Below are 22,125 nucleotides of genomic sequence, written 5' to 3' on the forward strand. Positions count from 1 at the left end.
ATGACAAAATTAGACGCAAAAATTCCAGAAGGTTCTTTAGCCGAAAAATGGACCAAATACCGTTCCAGTGTTTCCTTAGTAAATCCTGCCAACAAACGTAATTTGGAAGTGGTCATCGTAGGTTCAGGCTTAGCAGGAGCTTCTGCTGCCGCCTCCTTGGCTGAGTTAGGATATAAAGTAAAAGTATTCTGCTTTCAAGATTCACCTCGTCGTGCGCACTCAATTGCCGCTCAAGGAGGTATCAATGCAGCTAAAAACTATCAAAATGATGGTGACTCTACTTTCCGCCTATTTTATGATACCATCAAAGGTGGAGACTACCGTGCACGGGAAGCTAATGTGCACCGTTTAGCGGAAGTATCAAGCAATATCATTGACCAATGTGTGGCTCAAGGCGTACCTTTTGCTCGTGAATATGGTGGTTTACTTTCTAACCGTTCATTCGGTGGAACGCAAGTTCAACGTACCTTTTATGCAGCAGGGCAAACAGGTCAACAATTATTATTAGGTGCTTATTCGGCTTTACAACGCCAAGTAGGTATGGGAAATGTTGAGTTATTTACTCGTCATGAAATGTTGGACGTGGTGGTAGTAGATGGTAAAGCTCGTGGAATTATCGCCCGAGATTTAGTATCTGGTGAGTTAGAGCGTCACTTTGGTCATGCCGTTTTATTGTGTACTGGAGGATACGGAAATGTATTCTACCTGTCGACCAACGCCATGGGATCCAACGTAACAGCAGCATGGAAAGCACATAAAAAAGGAGCTTACTTTGCTAACCCTTGCTACACTCAAATTCACCCAACTTGCATCCCTGTTTCTGGCGATCACCAATCGAAATTAACCTTGATGTCAGAGTCATTACGTAATGACGGCCGTATCTGGGTTCCAAAAAAGAAAGATGATCCACGTAAAGCCAATGAAATTCCAGAAGATGAGCGTGATTACTACTTAGAGCGTCGTTATCCTGCCTTCGGAAACTTAGTTCCTCGTGACATTGCTTCTCGCGCCGCGAAAGAGCGTTGTGATGCTGGTTATGGAGTAGGAACATCCAAAATGGCTGTTTATTTAGATTTTGCAGCTGCCATCATTCGTTATGGTAAAGCTGAAGCCAACAAAAGAAACATACATCACGCTAGTGATGAAGAAATTCAATTGATGGGTAAGGAAGTCGTAAATGAAAAATACGGTAACCTATTCGATATGTACAAGCAAATCACAGGAGAAGATCCCTATGAATTGCCAATGCGTATATACCCAGCAGTTCACTACACCATGGGTGGACTTTGGGTAGATTATAACTTAATGACAACCGTTCCAGGTTTATATGCCTTAGGAGAAGCCAACTTCTCGGATCACGGGGCTAACCGTTTAGGAGCATCGGCCTTGATGCAAGGATTAGCTGATGGGTATTTCGTAATTCCTTACACGATTGGTGCTTACTTGGCATCTGAAATCAGAACGCCTGCCTTATCAACTGATAGCGAAGTTTTTGTCAATGCAGAAAAAGCGGTGAAAGAACAGATTGATAAATTAATGAACATTCGAGGAACCAAGTCAGTGGATTATTTCCACAAGAAACTTGGTCTAATCATGTGGGATCAATGTGGAATGGCAAGAAATGAAGCAGGTCTAAAAATGGCCATAGCAGACATTCAAGCTTTACGCAAAGAGTTCTGGAGTGATGTTCGTATTCCAGGTGAGGCGAACAACTTGAATCCTGAATTAGAGAAAGCTGGTCGTGTGGCCGACTTCCTAGAATTAGGAGAGCTGATGTGTAAAGATGCATTGGATAGACAAGAAAGTTGCGGAGGACACTTCCGTGAAGAATATCAAACTGAGGATGGAGAAGCCTTGCGTGACGACGAGAAATTCGCTTACGTGGCTGCTTGGGAGTTCAAAGGTGAATCTCAATTCGAACTTCACAAAGAAGAATTGAAATTCGAAAACATTAAAATAGCTCAAAGATCTTATAAATAATTCGATAACATGGAAGGAAATTTAAACCTGACGCTTAAAATCTGGAGACAAAAAAATGCCCAAACTGCGGGTAAATTCGAGACATACCAAGTAAGTGGTATTTCGGAGGATATGTCCTTTTTGGAAATGATTGACGTGCTCAACAACCGTCTTATCGAAGAAGGTGATGATCCAGTAGCTTTTGATCACGATTGTCGTGAAGGTATCTGTGGAATGTGCTCGATGTACATCAACGGCCGTCCTCATGGACCTAACAAAGGAGTTACGACCTGCCAGTTACACATGCGTAGCTTTAGCGATGGTCAAACCATCACCATTGAACCTTGGAGAGCAGAAGCTTTTCCAGTGATTAAAGACTTAGTAGTTAATCGCTCGGCATTTGATCGCATCATTGCAGCCGGTGGATTTATTTCTGTCAATACAGGAAATGCACAAGATGCGAATAGCTTACCTATTCCAAAAGATGATGCCGATGAGGCATTTGCAGCGGCAGCTTGTATTGGTTGCGGAGCCTGCGTAGCAGCCTGTAAAAATGCTTCTGCCATGTTGTTTACTTCAGCGAAGATTTCTCAATTGGCTTTATTACCTCAAGGTCAAGCAGAGCGTTCGAAGCGTGCGGAAGCCATGGTAGCTCAGATGGACGAAGAAGGTTTCGGTGCATGTTCTAACACAGGTGCTTGTGAAGCTGAATGTCCAAAAGGTATTTCCATAGAGAACATTGCTCGCATGAACCGTGAGTATTTCTCATCGGTATTTACCTCCAAATAAGATGTAACCTAAACTAAGCCCCTTGGAATCAAGGGGCTTTTTCATGCCTTGTTTTTAGAGCCCAATCATGCCAAATCTTCTCAAAATACCAATCCCAGCGGTTGGGTGGAAGTGATATGTGGCTCCATGTTTTCTGGTAAAACAGAGGAATTAATTCGTCGACTGAAAAGAGCGAAAATCGCCCAATTACAAGTGGAGATCTTTAAGCCTGCCGCCGATACTCGTTATCACGATGAGGATATTGTTTCTCACAATCAAAATTCCATCCGTTCCACTCCTGTGCATAGTTCCAGTGAAATACTCCTTCTGGCTGGCAGCTGTGATGTCGTGGGCTTGGATGAAGCACAGTTCTTCGATGAAAACATCATTGAAGTTTGTAATACCTTGGCCAACCAAGGTAAACGCGTGATAATTGCTGGCTTAGACATGGATTTCAAAGGTCTACCCTTTGGCCCTATGCCCGGTCTTATGTCCATTGCCGAATACATTACCAAAGTACATGCCGTTTGTGTAAAATGTGGAGGAGTAGCTCAATACTCCCATCGAATCGTACAGCAACAGCAAACCGTCATGTTGGGTGAATCAGAAAGTTATGAAGCACTATGCCGAACTTGCTTCACTCATCGTAAGTAACATGCCCAGAGATCCAAGTTTCACCAAAGTTTTTCAGTGCATTCGGGCCAAAAAACCGAAAGACCTAGACGCTCAATTTGAAAAAGCACATGAAGCGGTATTTGAAAACATGGATTGCCTAGATTGCGGGAATTGTTGTAAAACCACCAGCCCCATGTGGAATGAAACCGACATTCAACGGGTAGCTAAGCTCTTAAAAATGAAAGTATCCGATTTTTTGGATACCTATTTAATCAAAGATGCCGATGGCGACTGGGTTTATCCCTCCAGTCCATGCCCCTTTTTGTTAGACGATAATGCTTGCGATATTTACGAACACAGACCGAAGGCTTGTAGGGAATATCCTCATACTGATCGAAAAAACATGCTGGGTATTCTTAAGTTAACTCAAAAAAATGCCTTAATCTGTCCAGCCGTTTCCCAAATCATGGAAAAACTGGAAAGAATCTACAACTAAACCAAATTGCCCAATAGAATATTTGAATATGCGCGTAATTTTAAAGAAATTCGCAGCAAATTAAACCAAAAGAACGCATGGAAGCAGCAGAATATCTAGGAATTGATGTAGGAGGAACAGGAGTTAAAATGGGCATTGTCCATCCTGAAACGGGCCATATAACTAATTTCCAAAGTTACGATACAGCCACCTGGAGAGAATCCAATCACTTCTTAGAACGCTTAGCAGATGCGATTGCCTTACAATTATTCCAACACAAACATGTGCATAAAGTGGGAATTGGTTTACCGGGCATTTTAACAAAAAACCGTAAGACCTTAATTGAGATAACGGCCATTCCTGAAATTGATGGTGCTCATTTAATTTCCATGTTGGAAAAACGCTTTCCAGAACATGAATTTTTCATGGAAAATGATGCCAATGCCGCAGCTTTAGGGGAATTTTATTTCTCGCCTGAAAAAGAAAGCATGCCAGAAGATTTCATCTTTTTAACCTTAGGCACGGGTATTGGTGGTGCCGCTATCATTGATCGTAAAATATTCTTAGGTGGCGATGGAAATGCCATGGAACCAGGACACGTTCCTTCTAGAAATGGCAAAGTATTGGAAAGAAATATCGGTAAAAAAGAATTGTTGCAAATGGCTACTGCCATGCGTGCCGCCTATAAAGGTAAAACTGTCTTAGAGGCAGACGGCTCAATTTCTACCACAGCTTTAGTAGTAGCCGCCGAAGAAGGGGATGAATTAGCGTTAGCTATTTGGAACGAAGTAGGTGAAATGCTGGGAGACATGATTGTTTCATTAATTCGTATTCTAGATATCAAAAATATCTTTATTGGAGGTGGACTTTCTGCTTCATTCGATTTCATATTACCCAGCATGGAGAAACAATTGAATTATTGGTTAACTCCTGCCTACTTGAAAAAACTGAGTATTAAAAAGGCACTTTTAGGAAATGATGCTGGACTTTTAGGAGCCGCTTCGCTTTGTTTTTAAGGCTTTAGTATAAATCAATTGCAAGAATTTTAAACAATTCAAAAAAAAGAATTATTTTTATCTAATTATTTATTTTAATAATGCAATTAGGCTTAAAATTTGTTTGATAATCTAAGTTTTAATTCTAATCTTTGCATCGTTTTTGAACCCCAAAATATTTTAGAAATGGCAGATATTGCAGAAAAAGTAAAAAGCATCATCGTTGAGAAATTAGGAGTAGAAGCATCTGAGGTTACACCTGAGGCATCTTTCACAAACGATTTAGGAGCTGATTCCTTAGACACGGTTGAATTGATTATGGAATTTGAAAAAGAATTCAACGTATCTATTCCAGATGATCAAGCAGAGAATATCCAAACTGTAGGACAAGCCATCACCTACTTGGAAGAGAACGCAAAGTAATCGAAACGAAATAATAATGATGTCAATTGGTAATTGGTAATAACTCAGGAACCTAGTTCCTTAGAAAAATACCCTTACGAATTGACATTTTTTATTTTTCAAACCTAAAATACCAGGATAATTATGGAGTTAAAACGAGTTGTAGTAACGGGTTTAGGAGCCCTTACCCCTATTGGAAATACAGTAAGTGAATATTGGGAAGGTTTATCTACCGGAAAAAGTGGATGCGGACCTATCACCAAATTCGACGCTGAAAAATTCAGAACTCGTTTTGCCTGTGAACTTAAGAATTTTAGTGTTGAAGAGTTCATTCCACGTCAAGAGGCCCGTAAAATGGACCCATTCACTCAGTATGCCATTGTCGCTTCCGATGAAGCCATCAAGGATGCTGGATTTGATATGGAAGCAATCAATAAAAACAAAGTCGGTGTCATCTGGGGATCGGGTATTGGTGGTTTAAAAACCTTTGAAGATGAAATGATTTATTTCGGCAAAGGAGATGGAACGCCAAAAATCAATCCTTTCTTCATTCCTAAAATGATTGCTGATTCTAGTTCAGGTCAAATTTCCATCAGAAATGGATTCCGTGGTCCAAACTACGTGACTGTTTCTGCTTGTTCATCAGCGAACAATGCCATCATTGATGCATTCAACTACATTCGTACAGGTCGTATTAATATCTGTGTGACAGGTGGTTCGGAAGCTCCAGTGACCATTGCATCCGTAGGTGGTTTTACTGCCATGCGTGCCATGTCGGAAAGAAATGATGATCCTGCTACTGCCTCTCGTCCTTACGACGTTAACCGTGATGGTTTCGTGGTAGGTGAAGGTGCAGGTGCATTGATCCTAGAAGAATACGAACATGCCAAAGCACGTGGAGCTAAAATCTATGCCGAGCTAATCGGAGGTGGATTCTCTTCCGACGCTTACCACATTACGGCCCCCCATCCAGAAGGATATGGTGCCCTACTTTCCATGATGGATGCATTAGAAGATGCTCAAATCAAACCTGAAGAAGTGGATTACATCAATACGCACGGTACTTCTACCCCGATTGGTGACCCACAAGAATTAAAAGCCATCGTAGATTGTTTTGGTGACCATGCTTATAAAATGAGCATCTCTTCCACCAAATCCATGACCGGACACCTCTTAGGTGGTGCTGGTGCAGTAGAAGCTGTCGCTTCTATCCTAGCAATACAACACCAATTTGTTCCTCCAACCATCAATTGCAAGGATTTAGACCCTGCCATTGATCAAAACCTAGACTTGACACTTAATCAAGGTAAAGCTAGAAAAATAGACATTGCATTAAGTAATGGATTTGGTTTTGGTGGACACAATGCTACCGTCATTTTCCGAAAAGTATAGGCTTATGAAAATTCTCTCGGTGTTAAGCTGGTTGAATCCTACCCAACTAAATGAAAGAGAGAAATTTCTAAAGAAATCTGTAACCCATTTGATTGGCGAAAGTCCATCCAACCTGTCGCTCTATCGCTTGGCCTTTTTACATGCTTCTGCCTCGAAGGATAGCATTGCCAAATCTTTCAAAGAATCCAATGAACGCCTAGAATTTTTAGGGGACTCTGTACTCGGTATGATTACAGCAACCTATTTATTCCAAAAATTCCCATTTAAAGACGAAGGTTTCTTAACTGAAATCAGATCTAGAATGGTCAGCCGGGAATCCCTAAATGTATTAGGTCGAAAATTAGGCTTAGACGAGGTGATTGAATATGAAAACCAAAAAAGAACCATTCTTTCTAGGTCTAGCATGTATGGAGATGCCTTAGAAGCATTCATTGGAGCCATTTACCTAGATAAAGGCTTTGCCTTTACTCAAAAATTCATCATCAAAAAGATATTAACACAGTATTTCGACTTAGAAACTGTGGTTCAAAATAATCCGAACTTTAAATCCATTTTAATTGAATGGGCTCAGAAAGAAGGGAAAAAAGTGGTATTTACCTTGGATGAAGAGGGCCAACACCACAATAAAGAATTTACAGCCATCGTTCTGGTAGATAACTTGAAGGTAGCCGAAGGTAAAGGCTACTCCAAGAAAAAAGCAGAACAAACAGCTGCTATGAAAGCCTGCGAAGAACTGGAAATAAATAATTAACGATGCCGACGCCCAATATTTTGCTTCATTACTGGACCGAAGAAGGTCAATCAAGTACTTTTCAAGATATTTTACAGCAAGAAATTCCCGCTTCCACCTTGGAAGTTCTTCAATCTGAACTACTGTCACAATTACAAAGTCAACGAGTTCAAGATCAATTACCTTGTTTTGATTGGCAAAGTCATCGATTCCAAGAAAAATGGGATAATATTACTCGCTCACTCGTTTTACAAGTTAGCCTTCCTAATCACATATGGAATCATTGGATTCAAGAAATCAATAATTCCAGTGCACAGTCTGACTATTTATACAACGCATTGGGTGCTGAGACTCAAGAAATAAGTCCAGATACCTTGTTGACCGCCGAAGTTTATTTTGAAGCTCCAGAAGCCTTAGAAGATCTTCCTGAGGATGAGTCACCTGAACCTGAGATTGTTGTCCTGGAAACCAGCACGGCTACCGTGGAAATTATAGAAGAAATAGTTTCGGAGCCTATACCTGCCAAGCCAGTGGCGGAAATCATTATTGAAAACGTTCAAGTATCTCCAGCTCCTTCCACGTCCAATAGCTTTTTCCAAGAAGAACCTAAAGAACAAGCTACTCCAGGCAGAAAAATCATGGAAGTAATCGCTGATTCCACTTCCGAAAAAGTCTTTGAAAAACTACAAGGAACAGATGGTTCGTTAAAATCTTTGGTGGAAACCAAAATGACTGAAACTTTGGCCAACAGCATCAGCCTAAACCAAAAAATCAAGTTCATTCAATCCATTTTTGATGGAGAAGGTCATCATTTGAACCAATTGATTGAATACATTGATAAAGAAGCCGAAAGCCATACTTGGCAAGAGGTCATCCAACATCGGTATGCTGAGTTCCAAAGAGCAGACAATGAAGAGTCATGGAATGAATTACATGAAATGATTCGTAGAAAATTCAACTAATTGATTTTCTTCATCAAGTAATTGTTCAGAAGTGAACATTAAGCTAGCTATTTTCACTTAAAAAATTGAAATACTTAGCCATTATCCTACTCAGCGCCTGCTCTCTCCAAGCTCAAGTCGATGATACCCAAACTTGGGATGAATCTGAAATTAGACAAAATACGTTTCAGCATTATTTACAAAACCCCATAGAGATTAATCAAGCTCAAGCTTCGGATTGGTATTTATTAGGCTTACTCAATGCTACACAAATTGAATCTTTCCTAGAATTCAGAAATAAAACCGGCCAATTTCTCAGTATTTGGGAATTACAAGCTATCCCTAATTGGGACATCCCCACGCTAAAACGCATTCAAGATTTCATCATTTGCCGAAACCCAATTGAGCGTTGGAACATAGCTTCAAGTAAACACTTGTGGATTCATCGATTGGAATTTACGGTAGAAGAAAAAAAAGGATTTAGCCCTCCAGATAGCCGAAGCAAAGTTCGCTATTTTGATAGCCCCTATTCTGAACTTCACCGATATAAAGGCCAAATAAGTAAGCCATTAGGTATAGGTTTCTTACTCCAAAAAGATGCTGGAGAGAACTCCATGACTGATTTTAGTAGTTTTTATGTGCATTGGAATAAACCCAAAAGCACATTTCATAAAATCATCATCGGAGATTTTAATAACCAATGGGGTCAAGGCCTTGTTCAAGCAGGGGGATTCAGCCTAGGAAAAAGCTATGAAAGCATCATTTCCACTCAAAAATTTCACCAAGGTGGGCTGCCTTACAGCTCCAGCATGGAATCAGGTTTTTATCGTGGAATACTTTTAGGATTTCAAAAGAAACAATGGAGCATGGAAAGCTTTGCTTCCAAAAGAAATTGGGATGCTAGTGTTCAAACCGATTCCGTAGGAACAGAATACTATACAAGCCTCATAACTAGTGGATTACACCGTACGCCTACAGAAGTAGACAAATTAAACCGAGTACAAGAATGGAGTTGGGGAAATTCCATCAGTTGGCATGCAAAAACCAATCCCCTTACAATTCAGGCTAATACCGTATGGAGTCGATGGTCCATTCCAAAAAGAAATTCGGCAAAATCGTATCAAACAGCCGAATGGCAAGGTCAAACACTCCTTAACAGCTCCATATCCGCGAATTTCCCATGGAAAAAAGCGCAATGGATGGTAGAAATGGCCATAGCTAGTCCAAAATCTTGGGCTTTACTGCATGGTGCAGCTTGGACACAATCTAAGGCTAGCGATTTCTCCTATGTATTCAGATATTTGTCTTCCAGCTATTTTAGTCCTCAAGGACAAGCTTTTGGCGAAAACTCAGAGGTCCGTAATGAACTCGGCATATTTCTAGGCAACCAATACCGCTGGTCTAAAAGAAGTCGAATATCTTCCTATGTGGATTTCTTTTTATTCCCATCTCCTAAATATTTGGTCAGTCAAACCCATACCTGGGGATGGGAAGCCTTAAGTCGATTTCAATTTGATCGAAGAAATCAATACAATTACTTCATCCAAATCAAGTGGACTTCCAAACAAGAAGATGCTCCTAAGCCATTTTTTGATCTGATCAGAAAACATCAATGGCAATGGAGCGGCGATTATAAAAAAACGATCCGAAAGTCATGGGATTGGCATAGTAGATTGATGGCCACCTACATCTACTCTCCTGCTCAAAAAGACTGGGGATGACTATGGCTTAATGATATCCATATATCGTGGCAGAAATGGCAAATAAAGACCCGACTAGCACTTGTACAAAGTAGCGATTACGACAGTCGACTGTATGCTTATGAGCCCAGTCTCCCATATTCCTTTTCATTACCTGCTTATTCGGGTAAAGGAATAAGAACTTGCTTGGTGATTCAATATAAATGCATGTCCCATATGAACATTTCCGCCAAAATGGGGAGAATGGATTATTTTGATCGAAATGAAATTGGATCTGGTTTAGACTTAATTACAGGTTCACACAAAACGGATGTTAGTCTACAAATAGTTTGGAACAACTTATAAAATGGCTTCTCTGATTTTCACTAATTTTTCTAAAAGACCTTCCAATTGATCCAGAGGCAACATATTTGCCCCATCAGATTTAGCTATGGATGGATTAGGATGGGTTTCTATGAATAAACCATCAGCTCCTACCGCAATCGCTGCTTTAGCAATTGTCTCAATGAGTGCTGGCTGCCCACCAGTAATTCCAGATCCCTGATTAGGTCTTTGTAGCGAATGTGTACAATCCATGATTACGGGAACCTGAAAAGCAGCCATTTCGGGTAAATTCCTAAAATCAACAACCAAGTCGCCATATCCAAATGAGTTCCCTCGATCTGTTAAATAAACCAAAGCCTCAGGATTTTCATACTTCACTTTTTCGACTGCAAATTTCATGGAGGCGCCCGACATAAACTGCCCTTTCTTAATATTAACGGCTTTCCCAGTTTGTGCGGCGGCGGCTAATAAATCCGTTTGGCGACAAAGAAAAGCTGGAATCTGCAATATATCCACATAGGGAGCGGCCATAGCGGCCTCTGCGCTTTCGTGTATATCGGTTACTGTGGGAACTTGATAATGTGCTCCTACTTCTTTTAGTATCTCCAAGGCCAGGATATCACCAATACCAGTAAAGGAATCTATTTTAGTACGATTTGCCTTACGATACGAGCCTTTAAAAATAAAAGGGATACCCATGGAATCGGTGATATGCTTGATTCTTTCAGCAATTTCATAAGCCAAATCTTTGCTTTCAATAGCGCAACTGCCGGCCATCAAGAAAAAGGGTGCTTTATCTTGACTTGTTGTATAGGGTAATAACATATTACAAAATGTTTACTTCGGTTTCTAGAACTACACCGAATTTAAGGAGAATAGATTGTTTAATTTTTTCTGACAAAGTCAATATTTGCTGACCTGTAGCTTGACCATAATTGACTAGAACCAAAGCTTGTTTGGCATGTACACCAGCGTCTCCCTCACGGAAACCCTTCCAACCAGCTTGTTCAATCAGCCAGCCCGCAGGAAATTTGATATCCGAACTACCTGCTACTGGGTAATGCGGTATCTGAGGATATTTCTCGATCAATTCGGTGGCATTCTGCTTATCTAAAGTTGGATTTTTAAAAAAACTACCTGAATTTCCTATGTCTTTAGGATCGGGCAATTTGCTTTGTCGAATTTCAATAACAGCATTAGAAACATCTTGAATGCTGGGTTGAGTGATGGATTTAGCCAGTAACACCTCTTGGATAGCTCCATAAGAAGTCTGAGGTCTAGCCACTTTGTTCAATTTAAAACAAACATAAGCGATCACATATTTACCTTTCCCTGCATGTTTAAAATAACTCTCCCGATAACCAAATTGGCATGCTGCAGCATCAAATGTCTCTAAAGTTTGCGTTGCCAAATGGAAAGCTTGCAAATGATCAAATGTATCTTTGATTTCGACGCCATATGCCCCAATATTTTGCATGGGAGCAGCACCCACCGTACCAGGAATGAGGGATAAATTTTCAATACCTGCCCAATGATGGCTAACAGTATATTGTACAAAATCATGCCAAACTACTCCAGCACCAGCTCGTACCCATACATGCTGATCGTTTTCTTTGATGACTTCAATACCCTCGATAGCCACTTTCACCACCAAGGCATTTAAATCTTGAGTTAATAACACATTGCTTCCTCCACCCCAGAAAATATGAGGTACATGGGTATACTGACCAGAATTCAATAATGCGTGGTATTGCTCTATGGAACGAATTTCTACAAAATACTTTGCCTTGACCTCAATTCCGAAGGTATTGAGTGATTGGAGGGAATAGTTTTCCAATACTCTTGGTATGGCAATGGAAGAAGGCATATTAATGCAATTTAGTAGATAAAAATTCTTGTAAAGCTGGTACATCAGTACTCATCAAAGTCTTATTACTACCCTCCCAAAGCTTTTTGCCTTCTTTCAAAAAGATCACATATTCTCCCATTCGAAGAACAGAATTCATGTCGTGAGAAATAACGACTGTCGTGATATTAAACTCTTTAGTGATCTCTTGAATCAGTAAATCAATTTTAACGGCTGTCAAGGGATCCAGTCCTGAATTAGGCTCATCACAAAATAAATATTTGGGATTCATCACAATGGCCCTGGCTATACCTACCCTTTTCTTCATTCCACCTGAAATATCAGAGGGCATTTGACTAGCTGCCGCCTCCAAACCCACTCGTTGCAAACAAATTAATGCCCGCTCATTCTTCTCTTCTAAACTTTGCTGGGTCAAAATATCCAAGGGAAAGCGTACATTTTCTAAGACCGTTTTGGAATCAAATAATGCTCCTCCTTGAAAAAGAACTCCCATTTCTCTACGAATGGATTTGATAGTATCATTGGATGCTGTAACAAAATCCCGACCATCGTATAAAACTTTACCTTGCTCAGGTTTCAAAATACCAATCATACACTTCAACAATACACTTTTCCCCGTTCCACTTCCTCCAATCACCATATTGATTTTGCCCTTTTGGAAGCAGCCATCAACTCCATCCAAAACAACTTTTCCATCAAACTCTTTGTGTATGTTTTTGATTTCAATCATACTCAAAATTAGCTATATTTTGCCAAAAATGAAGAATGTCTAATTTTTTAGCCGAATTATTTTCAAAGCCAATATTTGCCTCTAAATCCTGAAAAAATTCTATTAACATAATTTGATTGCTTGATGATACTATTCTTTGTACTTTGAGCCATTGAATATTTCAAACCTAAACACTAAAAATACTTCTATGTTTTTCATCGTCGTTGGAATTGTATTACTGGTTATTGGCAATATCATTGCGAATCCCAATTTAGTATTTTCAAAATACAGCAAAGCCTTCAAAATTGGAGGAATAGCCATGGCAACTTTAGGCTTGTTCAGCTCAACAGTCAAACAGATTGAAGCAGGGGAAGTTGGGGTGCAAAGTTTATTTGGTAGTGTCAAACCGCAAGTATTAAACAGTGGTTTAAACTTTGTCAATCCATTATCAAACATTTTTATTTTCGATGCCAAAACACAAAACTACACCATGTCAGGTGTACATGATGAGGGCGACAAAGAAGGAGATGACGCCATCAGAGTTCTAACAGCTGATGGATTGGAAGTAATTGTTGATTTAACCGTATTGTATAAAATATCTTCTCAAGAAGCCCCCAATATATTTAAACAAATTGGATTAGATTACAAGGATAAAGTCGTTCGCCCGATTACTCGTACCAAAATTAGAGATAATGCTGTTTATTATGATGCCGTTGGTTTGTTTTCGAAAAAAAGGAATGAATTCCAAAACCGTATCTTCAAAGACATTGACGCGAATTTTAAAAACCGCGGACTCATTTTAGAACAATTATTAATTCGAAATATCACGTTGCCCAATTCTGTCAAACAAAGTATAGAATCAAAAATCAATGCCGAACAGGATGCTCAGAAAATGCAGTTTGTCTTACAAAAAGAAAAGCAAGAAGCAGAACGTAAACGAGTAGAAGCCCAAGGAATTGCTGATTATCAACGTATCTTATCCACGGGATTAAGCGATCGTCAATTACAATATGAATCCATTTTGGCTCAAAAAGAATTAGCCAAATCACCCAATAGCAAAATCATCATCATGGGTAATGGAAAAAGTAGTCCAATAATTTTGGGTGGGAATTAAATTTTAACTTAAGACAAACTAATATTGCTCAATTCGTCTGCCAGCTTATGTAATCCCTGAGAAATTTGAATTATTTTCTTATCCGACAATGGGGCCAATTTTCTGGTATATTGCCTGAATAAGCTTGGATTAACACCTACATAGTGTTCAGCAAATGCAGATTTATTGATTACATGGAAATAGTCGAAAAACTGTTCTAAATCCAATACATAATTCAACGAATAATCTTGAATTCGTATGGAATTACCCATTTCATATGCATGATCAACATGGTATTGTAACACTTCTAAAAAATTAGCTTTTAACTCTTTAATGCTATCTCCTACAGTAGCCATTCCATCTATTTCTTTCGCATAGGCAGAAAAACCCGTTCCTGTTTTTTCTACAATGACCGTCAACTTTATTTGCATATTCATCATTCTTAAATTTAAGAGAGTCTTAGCTTCTTTAATCAATATAAATCACCTCCTATTCAAACCTGCTGCTTTTAAAATACTTGCCCATGTTCCATTGGCCATTTCTTTACTAGTATGTCGTGGAATCACCAATTGACCCAATTTAATGGGATGCCTGTATAAATCATGATTAGCTCCATTTCTATATAAATACCAACCATCATTTTTCAATATTTTCAACAATTCATTAACGGATGCCATGGTTCAATTAAAAATCAAAACAAGATTATCTTTTAACTAAACCTTTCAAATATATAACAAATATGTTATAATAAATAGAACGATAGATTAAAATTGAGCCAAATAAATTAGATAAATAGATAAAAAAAAAGCGCTCCCCAACGGGAGCGCTTTCTATATCAATATGTTGATTATTTCCTCAAAATGGAATGTCCCATTTTATCTCGTTTCGTTTGTAAATAGTGCTGGTTGTGTGGATTGGGATTAATTTCAATAGGTATAGATTCCACAATTTCCAATCCATAACCTAATAAGCCTGCACGCTTTTTAGGGTTATTGGAAATTAACCTCAATTTTTTGACACCTAAATTTCTCAAAATTTGAGCCCCTACCCCATAATCCCGTTCATCCATCGCAAAACCTAATTCCAAATTAGCTTCCACCGTATCTCTCCCCATCTCTTGAAGTTTATAGGCTTTAAGTTTGTTCAATAAACCGATTCCTCTACCTTCTTGAAACATATACAAAACCACTCCTTTGCCTTCCTTTTCCACCATTTCCATGGCTTTGTGCAACTGAGGGCCACAGTCGCACCGACAAGAGCCAAATATATCTCCAGTAACACATGAACTGTGTACACGCACCATAATTGCTTCATCTTTCTCCCACGTTCCTTTCACCAAAGCCAAATGAGTATCACCCGTATTTTTTTGCTTAAATGCAATCAGGTCAAAATTTCCCCATTGCGTAGGCATATCGACTCCAATTTCTCGCTGAATTAAGGATTCCTTATCCAAACGATATTCAATCAAATCCTTAATGGTAACCAGTTTTAAATCAAATTTATCAGCAATCCGACGAAGATCCGCCAAACGAGCCATACTTCCATCTTCATTTAATACCTCAATCAACACGCCAGAAGGTTGAAAACCCGCCAGACGAGCGAAATCCATCGATGCTTCGGTATGTCCAGTCCGACGTAATACCCCTTCTGATTTACTCTTTAAGGGGAATATATGACCTGGTCTACCTAAATCATTGGGCTTAGTCAAAGGATCTACCAAAGCTTGAATCGTTTTAGCACGATCGGAAGCTGAAATACCCGTGGTGCATCCATTTCCCAATAAATCTACCGATACCGTGAATGGAGTTTCATGTGAGGTCGTATTGTTATCGACCATCATTTCAAGCCCTAAAGCACCACAGCGGTCTTCCGTCAGAGAAACACACATTAAGCCACGTGCTTCACGAATCATAAAATTGACTAATTCAGGACTTATTGCTTCTGATGCGCAAATCATATCACCCTCATTCTCACGGTCCTCATCATCGGCTACGATAATGATTTTACCTTGTCGAATATCTTCTATCGCATCTTCTATACGATCCAAACGAATGGAATCTTCCTGCATGTTTTTAAGCTTTATGAACCAAAACACAAAGGTAAGCAGATTTAGTTCCCATTTTACTACCTTTGTCAGATAATCTATCCCTTATCAGGTATGTCGATTGAAGTTGCCAATCTTTCTAAAATATACGGTTCACAAATCGCCGTTAATTCGATTTCATTTCATGCCTCTGAAGGTCAAATCATCGGCTTTCTAGGGCCCAATGGTGCAGGGAAGTCAAGTACGATCAAAATGCTGGTTGGATTAATTCCACCAAGTCAAGGTGAAGCCAAAGTACTCGGACTGAATGTAGCGAACCATAGCTTAGCACTGAAAAGAAAAATAGGCTATCTAGCAGAAAACAACCCACTTTACCCAGACATGTACGTACAGGAATTTCTGGATTTTATTGGTAAAATTCATGGAATTTCGGCTATCCAAAGAAAGCAGAGAATCGAAGAGGTTATTCAACTAGTGGGATTAGATAAAGAGAAAAAAAAGAAAATATCGGAATTGTCTAAGGGTTATCAACAACGAGTAGGCCTTGCTCAAGCAATCTTTCATGATCCATCTGTATTGATTTTAGATGAACCTACCAGTGGTTTAGACCCCAATCAAATGGCTGAAATCAGGTCATTGATACAATCATTAAGTAAGGGTAAAACTATTTTGTTTTCAAGCCACCTATTAACCGAGGTGGAATCCATTTGCGATCGAATTTTACTAATTAGTCATGGAAACTTAGTAGCTGATTGTTCGCTACAAGAAGCTCAAAATTATTCTGGGGGCTTGGCTGCTTTCTTTAAGGATAAAACAGCTTAATTCAATTCAAATGCATCGGCATCAAGATGTGCCGGGAATTTATCCCTAAACTCCCGCAAGGATTCCTTGGAGATGCTCGTGGTTTGTATTGCCTCTTCATCCAATAGATGGATTATTTCTTCTCCTTTAAAGGATACAACAACTGAATCCCCTTGATAAACTAAGTCATTCGCGTCTTTACCTACTCGATTAACCCCGACCACATAAGCTAAATTTTCAATAGCTCGGGCTTTCAAAAGCGTAGACCAAGCATGGGCACGTGCAGCTGGCCAATTTGCGACATAAATAGCTAGATCATAAGCCTTCTGCACATTTCTTGACCAAACAGGAAAACGTAAATCATAACACACAAATAATGCTATGTTCCACGATTTATAAGTTAAAATTCCTTGTTTTTCACCCGGACTATAAAACTGATGCTCGTTGCCCATGCGAAATAAATGACGCTTATTATAAGCAACAATTTTCCCGTCTGGAAAAACGGCCAACAAGCGATTATAAAACTGATTGTTTTCTTTGATTTTAAGGCTTCCTACCAATAATACATCGAGCCGATTGGCCATCATTTGCATCCATTGTACTTGAGCTCCTTTGGGAAACTCTGCTCCCTCTGAACTCATGCTGAAACCAGTTAGAAACATTTCTGGTAAAACGACGACATCCGTTTTACCCTGTAGAGTTTGTAATTTCTCCTCTAAAATAGCACAATTGGCTGCAGGATTCTCCCATACAAGAGATGTCTGCACCATACTTACCCGTAACTGATTATTCGGGGAAACCATGTCTGTGTGAATTACTTCGCAATATAGGTATAATACACCTTCAATTTAATTTTACTTGCATTCAAAGGTACATACCGAATATTGTCTCCAATAATACGACTAAAACCTGACGAGTTGCTCGTCAAAGGACTAGTCACCAAAATGGCAAAATCCTTACGGTTATTTGCAATGATGTTTTGAATGGCTGTCGTAATATTAAAGCTATAAGTCTTTGAGCCTGAATCAAAATTAGCCGTTTGAATACCGGTTCCACCTTCAGTCAACAAATACCGTAAACCATAAGAATTCTTAAGAGTTCTATTGCTAGCGTCCGTTTCAACCAAAGATAAAGAACCTAAGGTTTTAGCTAATTCGTAACTATCAGCAGCTGGAATTACTAACTCCGCTTTATTGATTGCGACATTTTTATTCCCTTTCAAATTCAATAAATAAGGGATTTCTAATTTAGTCGCTAATCCTGTTCCTGATTGAACATAAGTCACCATGTTGGTCTGTGATGCAGGAATCCGATCTCCCGGTTTTTGTAAATTACCTAAGGCACCCGAACGAGAAATGTTCAATTGATTAAATCGACCGTGAATTTCAGCTACTAAAGCCGTAGATAAGCTAAAGTAATAATTCACCGCATATTTAACCGTATCATTCGGATTATGATAATGCAAAGTCATGACTGAGTAAGTAGGCGTAAAACCCATAATTGCTGCTTTGCCGGCTGAACTGGCTTTGATGTACATCCCTTTAAAATAATCTCTAAAGGCTGCACCACCTGCTGCAATGGACTTGTCTGTGTATTTACCGATTAGTTCTCTTCCAAATGAAGCATTCATTTTAAAGCTCAAGGTGTCGTATTTCAAGGAATCACCATTAGCCGTTTTGGCTTTGATTGGACGAGGATAAAAAGAATGAGATCCAATGGGTGTAGGATCATAGGGCAAAGTGGAGGTATTAAAATAATCTACCGCACGGCTCACACTATCTTTTAGTCGATAAATCGAAATAGTTTGTTTTTGAGTGGTATCACCTACAAAAGATTGATAAATCAAATTCATTTTTAATGAATCCAAAATAGAAGTCTCTTTACTTTTCAAGGTATCTACATTCGCAATCTGAGTAAATGCTGAAGCAGCAATAGTCCCCAAAATGGGATCTTGATGTGATCCTACTAAAAAAGTACCCGTTTGATTCGTGTATATCGAATCAATCAAGACAGTTGACGACTGAATGCTCAATGAATCTGTATAGTTCAAACCAACTTCTACACTAAACAAATCGGACCCAATTTCTTTGGGTAAATCACAAGAAGTAAGGAAAAGGGAAAGAATCCCTACCCATTTAATTGCCGGCCAATTCCAAATACAATTTTTCGAAGAAATCGAGATCATTTTCGGCAATATTTTGATAGGTTTTTGATTTGAATTCATCAATGATGGATTGGATACGGCTATTTTCCGCATTTTCTAATGATACTACTTTATCGGCATATTCTGCACCAATTTTAATGAAGGCAGAATAATCTGAATTTGCTAAACTAGTTAAATTTTCGTCTTCAATTTCGCCTAATTTCACTTTTTCTAACAAATCGTCGTTAGAGAACGTAAAATCAAATTCAGAATTGTGAGGAGAGAAAATAGTTTTTGAATCTTTAAAGATTGGATGGTTTTTGTAATGAGTAGAAATGTACAAGGGTACTAAGCTCGACATCCAATCATTGCAATGCACGACATCTGGCGACCAGCCTAACTTAACCACTGTCTCCAATGCTCCTTTACAGAAGAATGCGGCACGCTCATGATTGTCCTCATAGAATGCTCCATCTTTGTCGTTTAAAACAAATTTACGTTGGAAATAATCTTCATTATCAATAAAATACACCTGCAATTTAGCTGCTGGAATACTGGCGACCTTAATCGTTAACGGTTTTTCTTCCTCACCCATTGGGATAGTGATTCCGGAAAGCCGAACTACTTCATGCAAACGGTTTTTGCGCTCGTTAATAGAACCAAATCTTGGAACCAAGATTCGGATCTCCATTCCCCTCTCCTGCATAGCAGTTGGAAGGTTACGAACGAAGTCTGCAATTCTAGAGGTGTTAAGGAAAGGGTCAACCTCACTCGAAACGTAAAGAATACGTAATTTGGACATTCTAAATTGATTTAGGGGAAAATTATCCCAAAAAAACTTTGCAAAAATATAAAAAAATTATCGGATTCCAGCTATATAAATTAAGCAAAGGTCTTTATTTTGCCTTGTGATTCTCGAAATCCATCACTACCCTATGATAAAATCCATTCTTAAGTACTTATTCTCGACTTTATTGGCTGCCTCGCTCTTGTATTGGGCTTTTTCCAAAAGTCAGCTAGAATGGGATGACATTTACCAAACGCTTTTACAAGCGAATTACCAGTGGGTAACCCTAGCCATCGTGATTTCTTTGATTTCACATTGGTTAAGAGCATTACGTTGGGAGCAATTACTCGATAGCCTACAGTATCAACCTGGTCAAGTCAGAACCTTTTCAGCGGTACTCATCGGCTATTTTGCTAATTTCATTGTTCCTAGAATGGGCGAAGTTTCCCGATGTGGTTCCCTTCAAAAAACAGCCGACATCCCCTTTGAAAAGTCATTTGGTACCGTCATTACCGAAAGAATTGTCGATTTACTAGGCCTAGTCGTCTTGGTTGGAATTACATTTTTAGTTGAATGGAAACCCATTCAGTCTTTCTTGTTTCCTCAAACAGACAGCCCCCCCTTGACCTTAATCATGGGTTTGATTATCCTCGGCCTCATAGGACTTATTACCTTATGGTTCACCAAAGATTTTATCCTAGCTAAATGGGAAGTCCTTTCAAAAAGTTCCAAAGTAGGGCAAATCCTTTCGGGTTGGATAGATGGCATTATTAGTATCAAAGACGTAAAAAGACCGGGTTTGTTTTTGATGTATACCCTAGCCATTTGGGTGGCTTACTTTATGAATGTTTATATCTTGCTATTAGCATTTCCAAGCAGTGAAAACCTAGGTTTTTCAGCTGCATTAAGCATATTAGTGATGGGTACATTTGGTATGGCTACCCCTACTCAAGGTGGAATTGGAGCTTATCACAGTTTAGTAGCATCTACTTTATTTTTCTACCAAATTCCCATGAAAGAGGCTACCGCCTTAGCTACTTTTTTCCACGGAACTCAAATGGCCACAATCTTGTTGTTTGGGGGTATCAGTTTTATTTTAACTCTTTTCTTACCTAAAAAAACAAGCAGTGTCAACTCTCAGTGAACAAAAGATTCATACACTTAGTGAAGCAATTGAACTTCGTAAAACCTGGAAAAAAGACCTTCAAAAAGTGGTTTTCACCAATGGTTGCTTTGACATTTTACATCTCGGCCACGTCGATTACTTAGAAAAGTCGAGTCAAGCAGGAGACAAAATGATTGTAGCTGTTAATTCTGACCGATCCGTTCGTGAATTAAAAGGCCCCGAAAGACCCGTGAATACGGAATATGCACGAGCCCGATTAATTGCTGCCTTAGGATTCGTTTCCATGGTCATAATATTTGATGAAGAAACACCGTTAGAACTAATTAAAGCTCTTTTGCCCGATGTTCTTATCAAAGGAAATGATTATACCATTGATACCATCGTGGGGTCAAAAGAAGTTTTAGAAGCAGGAGGAGAAGTAAGTACCATTGATTTAGTACCCAATTATTCAACAACAGGAATTATTAACAAACTTAAAAAATAAAAAAATGACCGGAATCTATGTTTTAACCATCCTATTTGGAGTTATCGGAATGTTGATTTCTTGGAGATTAAAATCCAAATTCAAACAGTATGCAGAAGTACCATTGCAAAGTAATTTATCTGGCCAACAAATCGCTGAAAAGATGCTTGCTGACCATGGTATCTACGATGTTCGTGTTATTTCTGTCGATGGACAATTAACAGATCATTATAATCCTAGCAACAAAACCGTGAATTTAAGTGCGGATGTGTATCATGGTCGAAATGCGGCCTCGGCAGCTGTGGCAGCACATGAATGTGGACATGCGGTACAACATGCTCAAGCCTATTCCTTTTTACAATTTAGAAGTGCCATGGTTCCCTTGTTGAATATCGCCAATGGTTTCATGCCCATCTTATTAATGATCGGAATGATGATTTTATATTCAACAGGAAGTGCTACTTTATTGAGTATTGGAGTGGCTTTATTTGCCCTCGCTACCATATTTAGTTTTGTAACTTTACCCGTTGAATTTGATGCTTCAAACCGTGCTTTGGCTTGGATAAAGAACAACCAAATCGTTAATTCGAGTGAATATGAAATGTCAAAAGATGCTCTTTGGTGGGCAGCAATGACCTACGTAGTAGCTGCACTAGCCATGTTGGCACAATTACTATACTATTTGAATTTATTAGGTGGGCGAAGAAGTAACGACTAACAAAAAAGAGGCTATCTCAAATTCATGGGATAGCATCAAGAATCGCTTTTTTGATCTTTGGTTTACATCAGCG

General features: G+C 39.1%; 25 protein-coding genes. 16 read left to right on the forward strand and 9 right to left on the reverse strand.

Annotated features, from left to right (window positions below):
• From G9H65_RS10670 to G9H65_RS10720, 11 genes are all read left to right on the forward strand, one after another.
• Positions 1-1,980, forward strand: a complete 1,980-nt coding sequence (locus tag G9H65_RS10670) for a fumarate reductase/succinate dehydrogenase flavoprotein subunit (RefSeq protein ID WP_166375333.1) — start codon at positions 1-3, stop codon at positions 1,978-1,980.
• Between the two features lie 9 nt (positions 1,981-1,989).
• Positions 1,990-2,748 carry a succinate dehydrogenase/fumarate reductase iron-sulfur subunit gene (locus tag G9H65_RS10675; RefSeq protein ID WP_166231551.1) on the forward strand — a complete coding sequence of 253 codons (759 nt, stop codon included), beginning with the start codon at positions 1,990-1,992 and terminating at the stop codon, positions 2,746-2,748.
• 48 nt (positions 2,749-2,796) lie between these two features.
• A complete protein-coding gene (locus G9H65_RS10680) occupies positions 2,797-3,381 on the forward strand; it encodes a thymidine kinase (protein WP_166375334.1) in 585 nt (194 codons plus the stop codon).
• A 1-nt stretch (position 3,382) separates the two neighbouring features.
• Positions 3,383-3,838: a YkgJ family cysteine cluster protein gene (locus tag G9H65_RS10685; protein WP_166375335.1), complete on the forward strand. Its 456-nt coding sequence runs from the start codon at positions 3,383-3,385 to the stop codon at positions 3,836-3,838.
• Between the two features lie 77 nt (positions 3,839-3,915).
• Positions 3,916-4,833, forward strand: a complete 918-nt coding sequence (locus G9H65_RS10690) for an ROK family protein (protein WP_166375336.1) — start codon at positions 3,916-3,918, stop codon at positions 4,831-4,833.
• Between the two features lie 165 nt (positions 4,834-4,998).
• The gene (locus G9H65_RS10695; RefSeq protein WP_092019417.1) at positions 4,999-5,235 is read left to right on the forward strand and encodes an acyl carrier protein; all 237 of its coding nucleotides are present in this window, start codon (positions 4,999-5,001) and stop codon (positions 5,233-5,235) included.
• A 123-nt stretch (positions 5,236-5,358) separates the two neighbouring features.
• Positions 5,359-6,606, forward strand: coding sequence for a beta-ketoacyl-ACP synthase II (gene fabF / locus G9H65_RS10700; RefSeq protein ID WP_166375337.1), 1,248 nt, complete (start codon positions 5,359-5,361; stop codon positions 6,604-6,606).
• Between the two features lie 4 nt (positions 6,607-6,610).
• Positions 6,611-7,357: a ribonuclease III gene (gene rnc / locus G9H65_RS10705; protein WP_166375338.1), complete on the forward strand. Its 747-nt coding sequence runs from the start codon at positions 6,611-6,613 to the stop codon at positions 7,355-7,357.
• 2 nt (positions 7,358-7,359) lie between these two features.
• Entirely contained in the window at positions 7,360-8,298 is a 939-nt protein-coding gene (locus tag G9H65_RS10710; protein ID WP_166375339.1) for a hypothetical protein, read from the forward strand.
• Between the two features lie 65 nt (positions 8,299-8,363).
• Entirely contained in the window at positions 8,364-9,998 is a 1,635-nt protein-coding gene (locus G9H65_RS10715) for a helix-hairpin-helix domain-containing protein (protein ID WP_166375340.1), read from the forward strand.
• Between the two features lie 186 nt (positions 9,999-10,184).
• The gene (locus G9H65_RS10720) at positions 10,185-10,322 is read left to right on the forward strand and encodes a hypothetical protein (RefSeq protein WP_166375341.1); all 138 of its coding nucleotides are present in this window, start codon (positions 10,185-10,187) and stop codon (positions 10,320-10,322) included.
• Here the strand turns inward: G9H65_RS10720 and kdsA are convergent.
• From kdsA to G9H65_RS10735, 3 genes are read right to left on the reverse strand one after another with little or no spacing between them, the layout of a single operon-like run.
• A complete protein-coding gene (gene kdsA, locus G9H65_RS10725) occupies positions 10,317-11,126 on the reverse strand; it encodes a 3-deoxy-8-phosphooctulonate synthase (RefSeq protein WP_166375342.1) in 810 nt (269 codons plus the stop codon). The genes G9H65_RS10720 and kdsA overlap by 6 nt on opposite strands.
• Before the next feature lies 1 nt (position 11,127).
• On the reverse strand, positions 11,128-12,168 hold the full coding sequence (gene murB, locus G9H65_RS10730; protein ID WP_166375343.1) for a UDP-N-acetylmuramate dehydrogenase: 1,041 nt from the start codon (positions 12,166-12,168) through the stop codon (positions 11,128-11,130).
• Between the two features lies 1 nt (position 12,169).
• On the reverse strand, positions 12,170-12,898 hold the full coding sequence (locus G9H65_RS10735) for an ABC transporter ATP-binding protein (protein WP_166375344.1): 729 nt from the start codon (positions 12,896-12,898) through the stop codon (positions 12,170-12,172).
• Positions 12,899-13,085: 187 nt separating this feature from the next.
• Here G9H65_RS10735 and G9H65_RS10740 point away from each other — a divergent pair, with 187 nt between their 5' ends.
• A complete protein-coding gene (locus G9H65_RS10740; protein ID WP_166375345.1) occupies positions 13,086-13,991 on the forward strand; it encodes a prohibitin family protein in 906 nt (301 codons plus the stop codon).
• Positions 13,992-13,999: 8 nt separating this feature from the next.
• Here the strand turns inward: G9H65_RS10740 and G9H65_RS10745 are convergent, their stop codons facing one another.
• From G9H65_RS10745 to G9H65_RS10755, 3 genes are all read right to left on the reverse strand, one after another.
• Positions 14,000-14,401, reverse strand: a complete 402-nt coding sequence (locus tag G9H65_RS10745; RefSeq protein WP_166375346.1) for a type II toxin-antitoxin system HicB family antitoxin — start codon at positions 14,399-14,401, stop codon at positions 14,000-14,002.
• Positions 14,402-14,452: 51 nt separating this feature from the next.
• Complete coding sequence (locus G9H65_RS10750; protein WP_166375347.1) at positions 14,453-14,647, reverse strand: type II toxin-antitoxin system HicA family toxin; 195 nt, start codon at positions 14,645-14,647, stop codon at positions 14,453-14,455.
• 170 nt (positions 14,648-14,817) lie between these two features.
• Positions 14,818-16,038: a bifunctional 3,4-dihydroxy-2-butanone-4-phosphate synthase/GTP cyclohydrolase II gene (locus G9H65_RS10755; protein WP_166375348.1), complete on the reverse strand. Its 1,221-nt coding sequence runs from the start codon at positions 16,036-16,038 to the stop codon at positions 14,818-14,820.
• A 90-nt stretch (positions 16,039-16,128) separates the two neighbouring features.
• On the opposite strand from G9H65_RS10755, the gene G9H65_RS10760 reads away from it, so the two are divergent.
• Entirely contained in the window at positions 16,129-16,836 is a 708-nt protein-coding gene (locus G9H65_RS10760; protein ID WP_166375349.1) for an ABC transporter ATP-binding protein, read from the forward strand.
• On the opposite strand, the gene G9H65_RS10765 is transcribed toward G9H65_RS10760, so the two are convergent.
• From G9H65_RS10765 to G9H65_RS10775, 3 genes are read right to left on the reverse strand one after another with little or no spacing between them, the layout of a single operon-like run.
• Positions 16,833-17,618 (reverse strand): amidohydrolase, encoded by a 786-nt coding sequence (locus tag G9H65_RS10765; RefSeq protein WP_166375350.1) that lies wholly within the window; start codon positions 17,616-17,618, stop codon positions 16,833-16,835. The two genes, G9H65_RS10760 and G9H65_RS10765, sit on opposite strands and share 4 nt — an antisense overlap.
• A gap of 11 nt (positions 17,619-17,629) precedes the next feature.
• Positions 17,630-19,000, reverse strand: a complete 1,371-nt coding sequence (locus G9H65_RS10770) for a DUF4270 family protein (protein ID WP_235927503.1) — start codon at positions 18,998-19,000, stop codon at positions 17,630-17,632.
• Positions 18,951-19,760 carry a glycogen/starch synthase gene (locus G9H65_RS10775; RefSeq protein WP_166375352.1) on the reverse strand — a complete coding sequence of 270 codons (810 nt, stop codon included), beginning with the start codon at positions 19,758-19,760 and terminating at the stop codon, positions 18,951-18,953. The genes G9H65_RS10770 and G9H65_RS10775 overlap by 50 nt, the downstream gene beginning before the upstream one ends.
• A 133-nt stretch (positions 19,761-19,893) precedes the next feature.
• Between G9H65_RS10775 and G9H65_RS10780 the strand changes: the two genes are divergently transcribed.
• The 3 genes from G9H65_RS10780 to G9H65_RS10790 are packed head-to-tail and all read left to right on the forward strand — an operon-like array spanning position 19,894 to position 22,052.
• Positions 19,894-20,889, forward strand: coding sequence for a lysylphosphatidylglycerol synthase transmembrane domain-containing protein (locus G9H65_RS10780; protein WP_166375353.1), 996 nt, complete (start codon positions 19,894-19,896; stop codon positions 20,887-20,889).
• Complete coding sequence (gene rfaE2 / locus G9H65_RS10785) at positions 20,873-21,355, forward strand: D-glycero-beta-D-manno-heptose 1-phosphate adenylyltransferase (protein ID WP_166375354.1); 483 nt, start codon at positions 20,873-20,875, stop codon at positions 21,353-21,355. Before G9H65_RS10780 ends, rfaE2 begins: the two co-directional genes overlap by 17 nt.
• A 4-nt stretch (positions 21,356-21,359) precedes the next feature.
• A complete protein-coding gene (locus G9H65_RS10790; protein WP_166375355.1) occupies positions 21,360-22,052 on the forward strand; it encodes a zinc metallopeptidase in 693 nt (230 codons plus the stop codon).
• Positions 22,053-22,125 lie beyond the last annotated feature (73 nt).

It is taken from the genome of Aquirufa ecclesiirivi (genome assembly GCF_011250515.1).
Lineage (GTDB): Bacteria > Bacteroidota > Bacteroidia > Cytophagales > Spirosomataceae > Aquirufa > Aquirufa ecclesiirivi.